Here is a 13,441-nt window from a genome sequence, read left to right on the forward strand (position 1 = left end):
TGTCACTCCTTGGCGCCGGCGGCCGCCGGCTGCTCGGTCTCGTCCTCGGCGGGTGCCGACCGCAGGGCGGCCTCCGCCTCGACGATCGCCACCGCGGCGGTCGCGGTGTCGGGGTAGCCCTCCCGCACGTCGGGCCCGAACACCGAAGGCACGGTGCCGTCCGACACTCCCGCGGTCTCGCCCTCGAGCGTCGGCACCCGCGGGTGAAGGCGCTCGAACAGCACGAGGAACACAAAGCCGAGCCCGCAGCCGACGAACCAGCTGAAGTCGCTGATGGTCCCCCAGCCCGCGTCGAGCACGCCCGCGAACACAAGCGACTTCGGGATGATCGCGACCGCGATCGTCGGCACGCCGGCCGCGAGCAGCGCCCACATCGCGTTGGGGTTGTAGCCGCGGCGGTACCAGTACCGCGCTCCCTCGTCCATCGTGTACATGTCGTCAACGTGGATGCGCTGCCGCGCGATCACGTAGTAGCCGGCGATCAGGATGCCGAACAGCGGCCCGATGAGCGCGGCCAGGATGCCGAGCGAGTAGTGGATCGCCTGGTCGTTTCCGTACCAGTTCCACGGCGTCAGGATCACGGATCCGACGGCGGCGATCATCCCGCCCATCCGCCAGCTGATGCGGTGAGGCGCGACGTTCGAGAAGTCGAACGCGGGCGAGATGAAGTTGGCCACGATGTTGATGCCGACCGTCGCGGTCACGAACGTGAGGCCGCCCAGCAGGATCGCGAACCAGTGGTCGATCCGCTCCACAGTGTGGATCGGGTCGGTGATCAGCTCGCCGAACACCGGGACGGTCGCCGACGCCGTGATGACGGTCAGGATCGAGAAGAACAGGAAGTTGATCGGCAGGCCCCAGAAGTTGCCGCGCTTGACGGCCTGGAACGACTTCCCGTACCGGGCGAAGTCGCCGAAGTTCAGCATCGGACCCGAGAAGTACGACACAACGATCGCGATGGCCGTGAGCATGACCGGGATCGAGGCCCAGAAGTCGAGCGGCTCGCCGCTGGACAGGTCGAGGCTGATGTTCTCCCATCCGGCCTGCGAGACGAGGTAGATCGCGAGCACGATCATCACGACGTAGACGGCGGGCCCCGCCCAGTCGATGAACCGGCGGATCGCCTCCATCCCGTTCCAGAACACGGCGGCCTGCGCGACCCACAGGATCGCGTACGAGATCCAGCCGAGCGCGTTCAGCCCCAGGAAGCTCGGCTCGAGCAGCGCCGCGCTGCCCGGGATGAACTTGAGGAAGATGATGTTCAGCGATTCCGCGGCGAGGAACGTCTGCACGCCGTACCAGGCGATCGCGATGATTCCGCGGATGATCGCGGGGACGTTGGCGCCCTTGATGCCGAACAGGAACCGGTTCACGACCGGGTAGGGAACGCCCGTCCGCTGGCTCGGCTTGGCGACGAGGTTGGTGAAGACCTGCACGATCAGGATGCCGACGATCAGCGCGATCAGCACCTGCCAGCTGGCGATGCCGAGGGCGAACAGGGATCCGGCGGTCACGTACCCGCCGACCGAGTGAACGTCGCTCATCCAGAACGCGAAGATGTTGTACGACGACCACTTCTGCTTGCGCAGCGGCGCGAGGTCCTCGTTGGCGAGGCGGTGGTCGTAGCCGGGCCGCATGTTGCCGGAGCCGACGGGATGGCCCGCGGCCTCGACGACGTCCTGCGGCTTGGCCAGGGGCGCCGGTGTGGCGGCGTCCAGGGGGATGCTGCTCTGAGTCACGGTGGAGCCTTTCGAGTGGGGGACGGTCTCGAGGCGGAAGCTCCGGAGCGTGGCGCTCTCTCCGGACGGCGGATCGTGGTGTGAAGTTATCGCTTCACACTCACCGCACCCGTGTCAGACGTGTTTCGAGCGCGTAAATCGTGCCGGGAGGCCCGGCATCCGCGCCGGTTAGCATGGCCGCGTGACCGACACCGCCACAGGGACCGACGCGGACGCCGACGCCGATCGGGGCCACGTCGGACGGCGCCTGCGCGAGGTGCGCGCGCGGGCCGGGGTCTCGGTATCGGAGCTTGCGCGGCGGCTCGGGATCTCGACGAGCGCCGTCTCGCAGATCGAACGCGGCGTGATGCAGCCGTCCGTGTCGCGCCTGATCGCCATGACCGATGCGCTGGGAGTTCCGCTCGCCACCGTGTTCGGCCCGGGCGGAGACCAGCCGGCGGCGGATGGCGCCGAGCCGGCCGGCTACACGCTCTCGCGCGCCGCAGACGCCGCGCCGCTGCCGCTCGGCGGGGGCGTGACGTTCCGCCGCCTGTCCCCGGGCGACAGCCCCGGCATCGACTACTTCGAGTCGACCTACCCGCCGGGAAGCACCGCCACGGGAAAGGACCGGCTCTTCCGCCACGAGGGGTACGAGATCGGCGAGGTGCTCTCGGGCGAGCTCACGATCGACTTCACGCACGAGATCGTGGTGATGCGCGCGGGCGACACGATCAGCTACCCGTGCGACGTGCCGCACCGCCTGCACAACACCGGCACCGAGCCCGCCGTCGCCCGCTGGCTCATCGTCCACCCGGCCCGCTGACCCGAGCCCGGCGCGAAACGATCGCGAAACACGCCGCGCGCTAGCCTGACCCCGTGCTGCTCGACGACTTCCATGCCCTGCCGACCCACGAGGCCGCGTCGGTCGTGCGCGTGTGGGCGGATGTGCCGGGCTGGGTCACCACGCTGGTCGCGGAACGCCCCTACGCGTCGATCGACGCGCTCGCGGCGCGGGCCCAGCAGCTGGCGGCCGGGTGGACGAGCGACGACCTCGACGCCGCGCTCGCGCACCACCCGCGCATCGGCGAACGCCCCACCGCGGCCGGGGCCGACGGCGACCACTCCCGCCGCGAACAGGCCGCCATGGCCGACGCCGACGAGACGATCGCGGCGCGGATCGCGGCCGGCAACGCGGAGTACGAGCGGCGCTTCGGGCGCGTGTTCCTGATCCGCGCGGCGGGTCGCACGCCGGACGAGATGCTCGCCGAGCTCGAGCGGCGCCTCGCGAACGACCCCGACGCCGAGGCGCGCGAGGCCGCGGGGCAGCTGGCCGAGATCGCGCTGCTGCGGCTGCGCGCCGCGTTCGACGATGGGGAGGCCTGATGCCGCACCTGACCACGCACGTGCTCGACGCCGCGACCGGAACGCCCGCCGCGGGCGTCGCCCTGACCCTCACCGCCGCCGACGGCACCCCGGTCGCCACGGGCGCGACCGACGCGGACGGGCGGGCGGGCCTCGGCCCCGACCGGCTTGCTCCCGGTGACTACACGCTGCGCTTCGAGACCGCCGCGCACTTCGCGGCGCGCGCGGTCGAGACCTTCTACCCCTTCGTCACGGTGACCTTCGCCGTGACCGACGAGCGGCACCTGCACGTGCCCATCCTGCTGAGCCCGTTCGCCTATTCCACCTACCGAGGGAGCTGACGTGACCTACGTCCCCGCCGCCGAAGTCTCCGTCCACCTGGGCCCGAACAAATACGGCAAGGCCGAGAACCGGCTCGTGCGCATCGCGCGCGACGGGGCCCGGCACGAGATCGAAGATCTGAACGTCACGTCGCAGCTGCGCGGTGCCGCCCTCGCCGGCTCGTTCCTCACGGGGGACAACTCGCGGATCGTCGCGACCGACACCCAGAAGAACACGATCTTCGCGTTCGCCAAGAAGCACGGCATCGGGTCGCCCGAGCGGTTCCTCCAGATCCTCGCCGAGCACTTCACCGGCGAGTTCGACTGGATCGAGGGCGGCCTGTGGCAGGCCGAGCAGTACACCTGGGAGCGGATCGTCGCGGGCGGCGCCGAGCACGACCACTCGTTCGTCCGCACGGGGCAGGGAACACGCCTCGCCGCCGTGCAGGTCCTCGACGGCGCGACACACGTGATGGGCGGCGTGAAGGATCTCACGGTGCTGAAGTCGACCGGATCCGAGTTCTGGGGCTACCCGAAGACCGAGTACACAACGCTGCCCGAGACGACCGACCGGATCATGGCGACGTCCGTGACCGCGCGCTGGCGCTACCTGCCCGACGCGGTCGCGGCGGGCATCGACTACAACGCGCTGCACAACGAGGTGGTCGCGGTGCTGCTGGAGCAGTTCGCCGTCGTGCACTCGCTCGCGCTGCAGCAGACGCTGTACGAGATGGGCCGCGCCGCGATCGCCGCCCGCCCGGAGCTGGCGGAGATCCGCTTCGCGATGCCCAACAAGCACCACTTCGTGTACGACATCGGCCGCTTCGGGCTCGACAACGCGAACGAGGTGTTCATCGCCGACGATCGTCCCTACGGGCTGATCGAGGGAACCGTCGTGCGCGACGGCGTGGCGGACGCGCCCGACGCCTGGCGCGACGTCCCGAGCTTCATCTGACGGTTCGCCGCCCCGGGCAGGCCGGGGCGGCGGGGCGTCAGACGTTCTTGAGCGGGTGCATCCCCATGCGCGTCAGCGCCACGTCCTCGATGACCTGCATGAGGTTGTACAGGATGAGCGCCGCCGCCGTCACGAGCACAACCGACGCCCACACCTCGGGGAACTTCGACTGCGAGATCGCCGGACCGATGCCGCCGCCGATGCCGTCGCTCGTCGCGAGCCATTCGGCCAGCAGCGCGCCCGTGATCGCACCGGGAACGGAGATCCGGACCGCCGCGAAGAACGCCGGAAGCGACGACGGCAGCGCCACCTTGCGCAGCGCGGTGAACGCGGATCCGCCGTAGACGTGCACCACGTCGGTCATCTGCGGCGAGGCCGAGCGCAGTCCGAACACGATGTTCACGAGCGCCGGGAAGAGCACGACGATGCCGCCGATCACTGCGACGGTCCAGAGGTCGCGGCCGAAGACGAGCGTGATGACGGGCGCCATCGCGACGAGCGGCACCGAGCGCAGCAGCATCGCGAGCGGCATGAGCGCGTGCTCGACACCGCGGTTCAGCTGGAACAGGATCGCCGCGGCGAGCGCGACGACGAGTCCCGCCGCGAAGCCGATGAACGCGTGGCCGAGGGTCACCCAGAGGCGGCCGAGGAGCAGATCCCGGTTCTCGGGCGCCGCGGGAGCCGTGACGAGGAACGCCCAGATGTCGGCGGGTCCCTTGCCGACGTAGGCGTTGACGCCGAAGGCCCACAGCAGCACCTGCCACAGCACGGTCACCACAACGAGCGTCACGGCGAACATCAGCAGGCCCCGCCCGAGCACGCGGGCGGTGGAGGTGGCGACCTCGCGGCGGAGCGAGGTACTGGTCGCGGCTTCGACGGACTGAGCCTCGGGTGGCGGGCTGTATGACGAGAGGGCGGTCATCCTCATGCCCCCTTCGACCAGGGTGCGGCTGCGCGCGCGACGAGCCCGACGATCCAGTAGCCGACGAGCGCGACGAGCCCCGAGAGGATCGCGAGCGCCCACACGAGCGGCGGGTTGAAGTCGACCTGGGCGATCATCATCGCCCGCCCGACACCTGCCTGCACCTTGCCGAAGAACTCCCCCAGCACGGCGCCGAGGAACGCGGCGGGCACCGCGATCTGCAGGGCGTTGAGGATGGCCGGCAGCGCCGCGATCAGTCGCACCTTCCGCAGCTGCGTGAAGCGGGATCCGCCGTAGACGGTCACGACGTCGAGCGCGCTGCGGTCGGCGGCCTTGAGCCCCAGCAGCGAACCCACGACCGTGGTGAAGAACACACTCAGGGCGGCGAGGATCACCGACGTGAGCGACGGGCGCCCTGCCTGCGGGATCGGCAGCATCACGATCAGCACCATCCCGATCGCCACGATCGGCAGGCAGTAGGTGATGGTGGCGAGCTGCATGACGAGGCCCTCGACCTGCGGCACGACGAGCACGAGCGCGGCGAACACCAGCGCGAGCCCGTTTCCCCACAGGTAGCCGAGGCCCGCCTCGGCGAGCGTCACGCCGAACTGCGGCGCAAAGAACGACCAGCCACGCTGCACGGTCTCGGCGAGCACCTGCGCGGGCGTCGGGATCGGCTGCGCGCAGTTCGGGCCGAGGCACGACAGCACCGTTGCCGCCAGCACCCACCACAGCGCGACGATGCCGGCCACACCCACGACGCCCCACGCCCACGCGGGGACGGGGCGGCGCGCGGGTCGCGCGTCAGTGCTCATCGGCGTACGCGGCGGCGGGCGCGCCGAACAGCAGGTCGGATGCGTGGTCCACGTACGCGTGGAATTCGGGGGTCCGCATCATCTCGGGCATGCGGGGACGCGGCAGGTCGATGTCCATGACCTCCTTGATCCGGCCCGGCCGAGGCGTCATCACGGCGACCTTGTCGCTCAGGAAGATCGCCTCGGAGATGCCGTGCGTGACGAGCAGCGTGGTCGCCGGCTTCTCGGTCCAGATGCGCAGCAGCTCGAGGTTGAGGCGCTGGCGCGTCATGTCGTCGAGCGCGCCGAACGGCTCGTCGAACAGCAGCACCTCGGGCTTCATCACGAGCGAGCGCGCGATCGAGACGCGCTGGCGCATGCCGCCGGACAGCTGCGCCGGCTTCGCCTTCTCGAAGCCCGTGAGGCCCACGAGGGCGATGAGCTCGGCGACGTAGTCGCGGTCGACGGGCTTTCCCGCCACCTCGAAGGGCAGCTGGATGTTCGCCTGCACGCTGCGCCACGGAAGCAGCGCCGAGTCCTGGAACGCGATGCCGAGACTGTTCGACGCGCGCAGCTCCTTTGGCGACTTGCCGTCGACGCGCGTGGTGCCGCTCGTCGGATCCTCGAGCCCGGCGAGGATGCGCAGGATCGTCGACTTGCCGCAGCCGGACGGCCCGAGAAGCGACAGGAACGTTCCCTGCTCGGTGTGGAGGTTCGCATCCTGCAGGGCGACGACGTCGCGACGCCCCTGCCGGAAGGTCTTGTTCAGTCCGCTGATGTGCAGACCGGTGCCCAGGACGTCCTGGGCACCGGTCGCGGTCTCCGTGTGGGTCACGGTGTGGATCTCCGTTGGTTCTGGCGAAGGCCCGGGGTCAGCCGGCGTAGTCGACGAGCTCGGGGTTCTCCGCGTAGACCTCGTCGAGGAGGCTCAGGTCGAAGATGTCCTCGACCGCGACGTCGATGCCGGCCCCGGCGAGGCTGTCGACCGTCGCCTGCTGCATCTCCTCGGTGACGGTGAACAGGCCGTTCGCCTCGGTGTCGGGGGTCGAGATCAGCTCGGCCTGGGCGTTCATCGCCTCGAGGGTCTTGACGGGGTCGAGGTCGGTGCCGAAGTCGGCGACGACGTCCTCGGCGGCCTGCTCGGGGTCGGCGAGCACGTCGGTCCAGCCCTTGATCTCGGCGACGAGGAAGTCCTTGAGCAGCTCGCGGTTCTCGGCGAGGTACTGGTCGGTGACCGAGACCGTCTCGGCGACGAGCGGGAAGCCGTTGTCGGCGAGCGGCAGGTTGGTGATCTCGTTGCCCGCGAGCTTGACGGTGAGGGCCTCGTTGGTCAGGTAGGCGTAGAAGCCGTCGACCTCGCCGTTCGTGAGCGGCGCCGGGTCGTACTGCACCGCGACGATCTCGAGCTCGTCCTGGCCGATGCCGTTCGCCTCGAGGAACGCGTCGAACGCCGCGCGGTTCGAGTCCTGCACGCCGATCTTCTTGCCCTTGAGGTCGTCGACAGTGGCGATGTCGGCGCCGTCCTTGAGCGACAGCACGGTGAACGGGTTCTTCTGGAACGTCGCACCGATCATCTTGATCGTGGCGCCCTCGTTCGCGACCGCGGCGCCGACGGCGAGCGGGTCGTTCAGGGCCACCTGGACCGTGCCGCCCATAAGCTCCGCGACGCCGGTCGAGGGGCCCTCGAGCAGCGTGACCTCGTCGAAGCCGGCCTCCTCGTAGTAGCCCTTCGAGGTGGCGTAGAACTCGCCGGCGAACTCCTCGTTCTTGATCCAGCTCTGCTGGACGGTGATCGAGCCGTGGCCCGCGTCCTCGGTGTCGCCCTCGGCGGCCGGTGCTGCGCCTGCGGCGCAGGCCGACAGCGCGATGGCGCCGGTCAGGGTGAGCCCGGCGGCTGCGAGGCCACGACGGATGTAAGGGGTGCGGATCATTCGGGTACTCCACTCATGCGGGGATGGGGCGCGATCCGACATCCGGCGGGTACCGGGGGGTCTCGCGCCGGGAGGCACGATCAGCGGGAAGTCGGTCGGTCATTCCACCGTAGGTGCGGCGAATGAGCGCGACCGGACACCAGCGTTTCGGCGATGTAAAACATTCTGCCGGGGCGCAATGCCGCCGGATGCCAGATGCCAGATGCGCCACCCTGCGGTCACAGGTGTGTATCGAAGCGCCCCCGCCGTGGGCGAAGGCGCGATGGGATCCAACACATAGACTGTTGTCTATGAATCCGGATCACGTCTCCTCCCGGCCGCTCGTCGGCGAGTTCCTCGGCAGCGCGCTGCTCGCGGCGATCGTCGTGGGGTCCGGGATCATGGCGCAGCGGCTGTCGCCGGGTGATGCGGGCCTGCAGCTGCTGCAGAACGCCTTCGCCACGGCGCTCGGCCTCGGCGTGCTGATCGCGCTGTTCCAGCCGATCTCCGGCGCCCACTTCAATCCCGTCGTGACGATCGCCGACGCCGTCCTCGGCGCGCGCCGCTGGCGCGAGGCCGGCCCCTATCTGCTGGCGCAGATCCTCGGCTGCATCGGGGGCGCGGTGCTCGCCAACGTCATGTTCGACGCGCCCGCAGTCTCGTGGAGCACGACGGCACGGGCCACATCTGCCCACCTGATCGCCGAGGTCGTGGCGACGGCGGGACTGGTGCTGGCGATCTTCGTGCTGGCGCGAACGGGGCGGGCTTCGCTGGCCGCGCCCGTCGTCGGCGCATACATCGGCGCCGCCTACTACTTCACGGCATCGACGAGCTTCGCGAACCCCGCGATCACGATCGGCCGGATGTTCTCGGACACCTTCGCGGGGATCGCGCCGACCTCGACGCCCGCGTTCATCCTCGCTCAGCTCGTCGGCGGCGCGGTCGGCCTCGCTCTGGCGGTGTGGCTGACGCCGCAGCAACGGCCGGCGGCGACGGTGCAGCGAGCCGACCTCGTGCAGGCATCGCCTGACCGATGATGTCTTCGAATCTGGTCATCCAAAGATACGTCTGACATCGAACGAATGTCGGAGGCCCCTGGCAGACTTGCCCCATGGCCAGGACGGGCTTCGCGCAGAGATGGGACCTCGATCCCGCGCGCCGTGACGCGCTGAACGCGATCATCGACGGGGTCGCCGCGGCCGACCAGATGATCGCCGGCGTCACCGCGATCAAGGCGAACCTGCTCGCGCGGGCGCAGCTGTTGGCCGAAGATCTCATCCACGAGGCGCAGGCTCCGGCGAGGTGGGACCTTCCGGTGCGGGCGATCGCGGCCGACATCGCCGTGGCGACGAATGCCTCCGACCGCACGCTGCGCGCGCGGATGGAGGACGCCACCGTGCTGATCTCGAAGTTCCCCGCCACCTACGGCGCACTGTGCGAGGGGCGGATCTCCCCCGCTCACGCCACCGTCATCGTCGACGAGGGCGAGCGACTGGACGACGCCCACGTGCGCTCCCGCTACGAACGCGTCGTCGTCGGACGCGCCGCCGAGACGACACCCGGGCGGCTGCGCCCGATCGCGCAGGCGGTCGCCGAAGAGCTCGAACCGATCCCGTTCGTCGAGCGGCATGAGGCCGCCCTCGAGCAGCGTCGCACCTGGGTCGACGACCTCCCCCACGGCGTCAGTCACTTCAACGCCATCATCGAGAGCGTGCGCGCGCACGGCATCCAGGACATGCTGACGCAGATGGGGCTGTCGATCATGGATGCCGGCCCGCTCCCCGGCGACGTGCCTCTCGATGACGAGACGGCAGCCGCGACGAGCGCGGACACCCGTACCCTGCAGCAGCTGCGCGCCGACGCGTTCGTCGACTCGATGCTCGCCGGGGCCGCCAAGGCGCTCTCGGGTGACGGCGCGGCAGACACGACAGCGTGCTTCCAGCCGCGCGTGCAGATCACCATCCCGGTCGACACCCTCCTCGGCATCGGCGACGAACCCGCGTTCCTCGCCGGCCACGGCCCCGTCTCACCCGAGGTCGCGCGCCGCCTCGCGGGCCGCACTCACACCTGGGCGCGGCTGTTCGCCGATCCCGACACCGGATGCCTCCGCACCGTCGACACCTACGTCCCGACGGCCGATCAGAAGCGGTTCCTCGCCGCCCGAGACGAGCACTGCTGCTTCCCGGGCTGTCGGCAGCCGGTGTATCGCTGCGACCTCGACCACACGGTCGCGTATGCGGAGGGCGGTCGCACCGAGGTGAGCAACCTCGCGCCGCTGTGTCGCAGTCACCACGTGCTGAAACACAACTCCGACTGGGATGTCGAACACGGGCTCGACGGGCTGATGGCCTGGATCAGCCCGACCGGACGCCGGAAGACCGACGTGCCCGCCCGGACGGTGAGGTTCGTCGCCGCGATCGAGGCCTCCGCCGACCCGGACCCGCCGCCGGAGCCCGCCTGGCTTGACCCTGCTCCGTTCTAGGCGCCGGGGACGGGGTCGGCCGGCGCCGCCGAGCCGCGTGAGGCGGTGAACCGAGGCACTGAGCTCAGACGGTGAGCGTCAGGTACCGAGCTCAGACGGTGAGCCCAGGCAGTGAGCCCGGGCAGTGAGCTCAGGCGGTGAAGACCGTGTGCACGTCGCCCACCACGGCGCGGCCGCCGAGGTCGGTGAGCTCGAGGACCACGGCGGAGCCGGCGACGGCCGCGCCGAGCTCGGTCACGAGGCTCTGCGCCGCCGCGAGCGTGCCGCCGGTGGCGAGCACGTCGTCGAGCAGCAGCACGCGCTCGCCCTCGCGCAGCACTCCGGGCGCCTCGATCGTCGCCGTGCCGTACTCGAGCTCGTATGAGACCGCCGCCGCAGGGCGCGGCAGCTTGCCGGCCTTGCGGATCTGCAGCATGCCCACACCCCCGAGCGCCGCGGCGTATCCGGCGAGCAGGAAGCCGCGGGCCTCGATACCCGCGACGATGTCGTAGGTGCCCTCGAAGGGCCGGATCAGCTCCTCGATCACCGCGCGCAGCGCCCGGCCGTCCGCCAGCAGCGGCGACACGTCGCGGAACAGCACGCCGGGCTCGGGATAATCCGGGGTCAGGGCGATCAGGGACTCGGCGCGCGTGAGGGCATCCACTCCCCCATCCTCGCGCACGTACGCTGGTGACATGCCCCGACTTCAGGCCGATGCCGACCCCTCGCGCTGGGTCGCCGTGACCGGATCGCTCGGGCTGCGCGGGCGTCGGCACCGCAAGGCGGCGATCCGGATGCTGCTGGGCCAGGGCTCCCGGATGATGGGCGGCCAGGGCCGCGGCAGCGGCCTGCTCGCGTGGACGCTGAGCCAGGCAGCGCCGCTGATGCTCCGCCGCGCCGACGGCCGCGTCCTTGTGTGGGTCTGGAAGGATGATCCCGAGCTCGTTGTGGTCGCGGCGCAGGTGCAGGAGATCACCCCGCAGCTGCGAGCCGCGCGCGCGATGATGCCCATGGAGTACGACGACACCGAACCGTTCCAGGGCGCCTACCTCGGCATGGGCGAGAAGCTCGTGCTCGACCGCCCGGATGCGGCCGGCGCCCCGCCCATGGCGGAGTACACGTGGGACACCGGCGCGCACTTCGTGACGGTCACCGCCCTGTGCGGCGACCCGCAGCGCTTCGGCACGGTGATCGGAGCGGTGGATGCGCTCGCGCGCATCGTCCGCCTGACCGATGACCTTCGCGTCACGGAGACGACGGGCGTGCTCCGGCTCGGTCCCGCCTGACCCAGATCGCGCAAGGATCCGCAGGCGCATGCCTGTAGCCGCCCCGGGAAAGGGACGGTGCAGGCGCCGGATGATGTCTAGCGTTGCCGGGCGAGCGGCCTGGATCGCCGCCTGGCTCGACGCCGGGTGAGTGCGGTGGGGGCCTTGCGGTAGATGCCGCGCGGGTCGATCCACGGTGGTGCCTTGATCTCGGGCACGCCGAGGTTCATCCGGATGCCCCAGCCCGAGGTCTCGATCGTGTGGTGGTGCCACCAGCAGAGCAGCACTCCGTTGTCGGTGTGGGTCGGGCCGCCGGAGGCGTGCTCTTCGACGTGGTGCACCTCGCACCAGGCCGCCGGGACCGTGCAGCCGGGGATGACGCAGCCGCCGTCGCGGGCGGCGATCGCCTTGCGCTGGTGGTGGTTGAAGAGCCGCTCCTTGGTGCCGAGCCGGACGATGCGTCCGTTCCGATCGAAGACGACCTTCTGCACGGCGCCGGTGCAGGCGATCCGGTGCGCGACGGTGGCGGGCACGGGAACGTCCACGCCCTCGATGGCCGCCGTGCCGTTGGGGGCGGTGAGGTCTTCGAGGGCGACGTGGACGAGCAATGTCGGGGCCGCGCCGCCGAGGGTGGGGGTCTGTTCGCTGCGGGTGGCGGCGTCGAGGGCCGCCTGCAGGATGTCGTGCCGCTTCTGTGCGGGCGTGCGGAGGTCGGCGATGACCTCGTCCCCAGTCCACGGCTCATCCGGGCCCTTGTCGCCGGGAAGGGGCCCGAAGCGGACGGCGGGATTTGCGTGCGCATCCCAGAGGCGCTGCAGCACTCCGATGAGCTCCGGGGTGGCGTACCCGTCGACCCGGTGCACCCCGTCCTTGAGTGCGCCGACGGTGATGCCGCGGCGAGCGGCGGCCCGCTCGGGGTCGGGAGGTGTGCCGTCCTGGTCGAGCAGGATGCCCCAGGTCTGCACGTTCACCTTCAGCTCGGCGAACGTACACGGCAGAGCCCCGGTCTCGGACCCGGTGGCGAGGTCGACCAGCGCCTGTTCGGCGAGTGCGGCAATCTCGGGATCGGCGCGGTGCTCGACGCCGGCGAGCATGTCGGAGATCTGGGAGGCGGCCTGCGTGCCGATGCGTCCCTCATCGATCGCGCTCGCCAGCTCCGGAAGCAGTGGCGGGAGGCTCTCACCCGTGAGGGAGAGGCGAGACGAGGTGCGCTTGTCGAGTCGCACGCGACGGAGCACCTCGCCCGTCGGCGTCTGTGTGACGCGCTCGATCAGCTCCGTGCCGTTGCGGCAGCCGCGCTGCGCGGCGAGGTTCTGATCGCCCGGGCGGAGGGAACGCTTCGCCACTTCGCCCGCTGCGCGCACCCGAAGTGCGTCGAGGGTGCGGCCGCATTCCTCCACCACGCGGGCGAAGTCGACCGCGTCCGCGTCGGAGAGGCCGCTGATCCTGCCGAGCTGATCGCGCAGGTCCCAGCATGCGAGCCCGACTCGACTGACCGCGTCGAGCGGATCTTCGAAGTAGGGTACCTCATCCATGGCCTCAGTATAGTAGATACGTAGGACATTGGGAAGAACACCTCGCCACCATCGGCGAACATCTCCCCGAACGCCGCACGGGCCGGCGCGACCCAAACTCCCGCTCAGCGGAACGTCTAAGCGCATGTTCCCAGCGGATGTCAAGCCCCTGCCGACCTCATCCGCATCTCCGTAACGTGATTGTCGCGGGAGATCCCCG

14 protein-coding genes are annotated in these 13,441 nt (G+C 70.3%); 7 read left to right on the forward strand and 7 right to left on the reverse strand.

The annotated features are described in order from the left end of the window. Positions 1 to 2: 2 nt before the first annotated feature. Complete coding sequence (locus tag ABD161_RS05565) at positions 3 to 1,739, reverse strand: NCS1 family nucleobase:cation symporter-1 (RefSeq protein ID WP_344000462.1); 1,737 nt, start codon at positions 1,737 to 1,739, stop codon at positions 3 to 5. A gap of 181 nt (positions 1,740 to 1,920) precedes the next feature. Here ABD161_RS05565 and ABD161_RS05570 point away from each other — a divergent pair, with 181 nt between their 5' ends. Genes ABD161_RS05570 through pucL form a run of 4 tightly spaced genes read left to right on the forward strand, consistent with a single transcriptional unit; the run spans position 1,921 to position 4,355 of the window. Further along, positions 1,921 to 2,541 (forward strand): helix-turn-helix domain-containing protein, encoded by a 621-nt coding sequence (locus ABD161_RS05570; RefSeq protein ID WP_344000464.1) that lies wholly within the window; start codon positions 1,921 to 1,923, stop codon positions 2,539 to 2,541. Positions 2,542 to 2,594: 53 nt separating this feature from the next. Further along, positions 2,595 to 3,101 (forward strand): 2-oxo-4-hydroxy-4-carboxy-5-ureidoimidazoline decarboxylase, encoded by a 507-nt coding sequence (gene uraD / locus ABD161_RS05575; RefSeq protein ID WP_344000466.1) that lies wholly within the window; start codon positions 2,595 to 2,597, stop codon positions 3,099 to 3,101. After that, on the forward strand, positions 3,101 to 3,421 hold the full coding sequence (gene uraH / locus ABD161_RS05580) for a hydroxyisourate hydrolase (RefSeq protein ID WP_135114009.1): 321 nt from the start codon (positions 3,101 to 3,103) through the stop codon (positions 3,419 to 3,421). Before uraD ends, uraH begins: the two co-directional genes overlap by 1 nt. Position 3,422: 1 nt before the next feature. Further along, positions 3,423 to 4,355 (forward strand): factor-independent urate hydroxylase, encoded by a 933-nt coding sequence (gene pucL, locus ABD161_RS05585; RefSeq protein WP_344000469.1) that lies wholly within the window; start codon positions 3,423 to 3,425, stop codon positions 4,353 to 4,355. A gap of 37 nt (positions 4,356 to 4,392) precedes the next feature. Here pucL and ABD161_RS05590 read toward each other — a convergent pair whose 3' ends face one another. From ABD161_RS05590 to ABD161_RS05605, 4 genes are read right to left on the reverse strand one after another with little or no spacing between them, the layout of a single operon-like run. Next, positions 4,393 to 5,277 (reverse strand): ABC transporter permease, encoded by an 885-nt coding sequence (locus tag ABD161_RS05590; protein WP_344000471.1) that lies wholly within the window; start codon positions 5,275 to 5,277, stop codon positions 4,393 to 4,395. A gap of 2 nt (positions 5,278 to 5,279) precedes the next feature. Continuing rightward, positions 5,280 to 6,092, reverse strand: a complete 813-nt coding sequence (locus tag ABD161_RS05595) for an ABC transporter permease (protein ID WP_344000473.1) — start codon at positions 6,090 to 6,092, stop codon at positions 5,280 to 5,282. Continuing rightward, positions 6,082 to 6,906: an ABC transporter ATP-binding protein gene (locus ABD161_RS05600; RefSeq protein ID WP_344000475.1), complete on the reverse strand. Its 825-nt coding sequence runs from the start codon at positions 6,904 to 6,906 to the stop codon at positions 6,082 to 6,084. The genes ABD161_RS05595 and ABD161_RS05600 overlap by 11 nt, the downstream gene beginning before the upstream one ends. A gap of 37 nt (positions 6,907 to 6,943) precedes the next feature. Next, positions 6,944 to 8,002: an ABC transporter substrate-binding protein gene (locus ABD161_RS05605; RefSeq protein ID WP_344000477.1), complete on the reverse strand. Its 1,059-nt coding sequence runs from the start codon at positions 8,000 to 8,002 to the stop codon at positions 6,944 to 6,946. A 290-nt stretch (positions 8,003 to 8,292) separates the two neighbouring features. Here ABD161_RS05605 and ABD161_RS05610 point away from each other — a divergent pair, with 290 nt between their 5' ends. Next, the gene (locus tag ABD161_RS05610) at positions 8,293 to 9,018 is read left to right on the forward strand and encodes an aquaporin (protein ID WP_344000478.1); all 726 of its coding nucleotides are present in this window, start codon (positions 8,293 to 8,295) and stop codon (positions 9,016 to 9,018) included. Positions 9,019 to 9,092: 74 nt separating this feature from the next. Continuing rightward, positions 9,093 to 10,463, forward strand: coding sequence for an HNH endonuclease signature motif containing protein (locus ABD161_RS05615; protein ID WP_344000480.1), 1,371 nt, complete (start codon positions 9,093 to 9,095; stop codon positions 10,461 to 10,463). Positions 10,464 to 10,593: 130 nt separating this feature from the next. Here ABD161_RS05615 and ABD161_RS05620 read toward each other — a convergent pair whose 3' ends face one another. Beyond that, a complete protein-coding gene (locus ABD161_RS05620; RefSeq protein ID WP_344000482.1) occupies positions 10,594 to 11,106 on the reverse strand; it encodes an adenine phosphoribosyltransferase in 513 nt (170 codons plus the stop codon). A 31-nt stretch (positions 11,107 to 11,137) separates the two neighbouring features. Between ABD161_RS05620 and ABD161_RS05625 the strand changes: the two genes are divergently transcribed. Beyond that, positions 11,138 to 11,728 carry a hypothetical protein gene (locus ABD161_RS05625; RefSeq protein ID WP_344000484.1) on the forward strand — a complete coding sequence of 197 codons (591 nt, stop codon included), beginning with the start codon at positions 11,138 to 11,140 and terminating at the stop codon, positions 11,726 to 11,728. 77 nt (positions 11,729 to 11,805) lie between these two features. Here ABD161_RS05625 and ABD161_RS05630 read toward each other — a convergent pair whose 3' ends face one another. Next, complete coding sequence (locus ABD161_RS05630) at positions 11,806 to 13,242, reverse strand: HNH endonuclease signature motif containing protein (protein WP_344000486.1); 1,437 nt, start codon at positions 13,240 to 13,242, stop codon at positions 11,806 to 11,808. Positions 13,243 to 13,441 lie beyond the last annotated feature (199 nt).

The organism is Microbacterium paludicola (assembly GCF_039529675.1).
GTDB lineage: Bacteria > Actinomycetota > Actinomycetes > Actinomycetales > Microbacteriaceae > Microbacterium > Microbacterium paludicola.

Coding starts and splice junctions, on each gene's coding strand:
- uraH (WP_135114009.1), top strand. CDS start 3,101: ATGCCGCACCTGACCACGCACGTGCTCGACGCCGCGACCGGAACGCCC.
- ABD161_RS05595 (WP_344000473.1), bottom strand. CDS start 6,092: ATGAGCACTGACGCGCGACCCGCGCGCCGCCCCGTCCCCGCGTGGGCG.
- ABD161_RS05590 (WP_344000471.1), bottom strand. CDS start 5,277: ATGACCGCCCTCTCGTCATACAGCCCGCCACCCGAGGCTCAGTCCGTC.
- ABD161_RS05625 (WP_344000484.1), top strand. CDS start 11,138: ATGCCCCGACTTCAGGCCGATGCCGACCCCTCGCGCTGGGTCGCCGTG.
- ABD161_RS05605 (WP_344000477.1), bottom strand. CDS start 8,002: ATGATCCGCACCCCTTACATCCGTCGTGGCCTCGCAGCCGCCGGGCTC.
- ABD161_RS05615 (WP_344000480.1), top strand. CDS start 9,093: ATGGCCAGGACGGGCTTCGCGCAGAGATGGGACCTCGATCCCGCGCGC.
- ABD161_RS05610 (WP_344000478.1), top strand. CDS start 8,293: ATGAATCCGGATCACGTCTCCTCCCGGCCGCTCGTCGGCGAGTTCCTC.
- ABD161_RS05630 (WP_344000486.1), bottom strand. CDS start 13,242: ATGGATGAGGTACCCTACTTCGAAGATCCGCTCGACGCGGTCAGTCGA.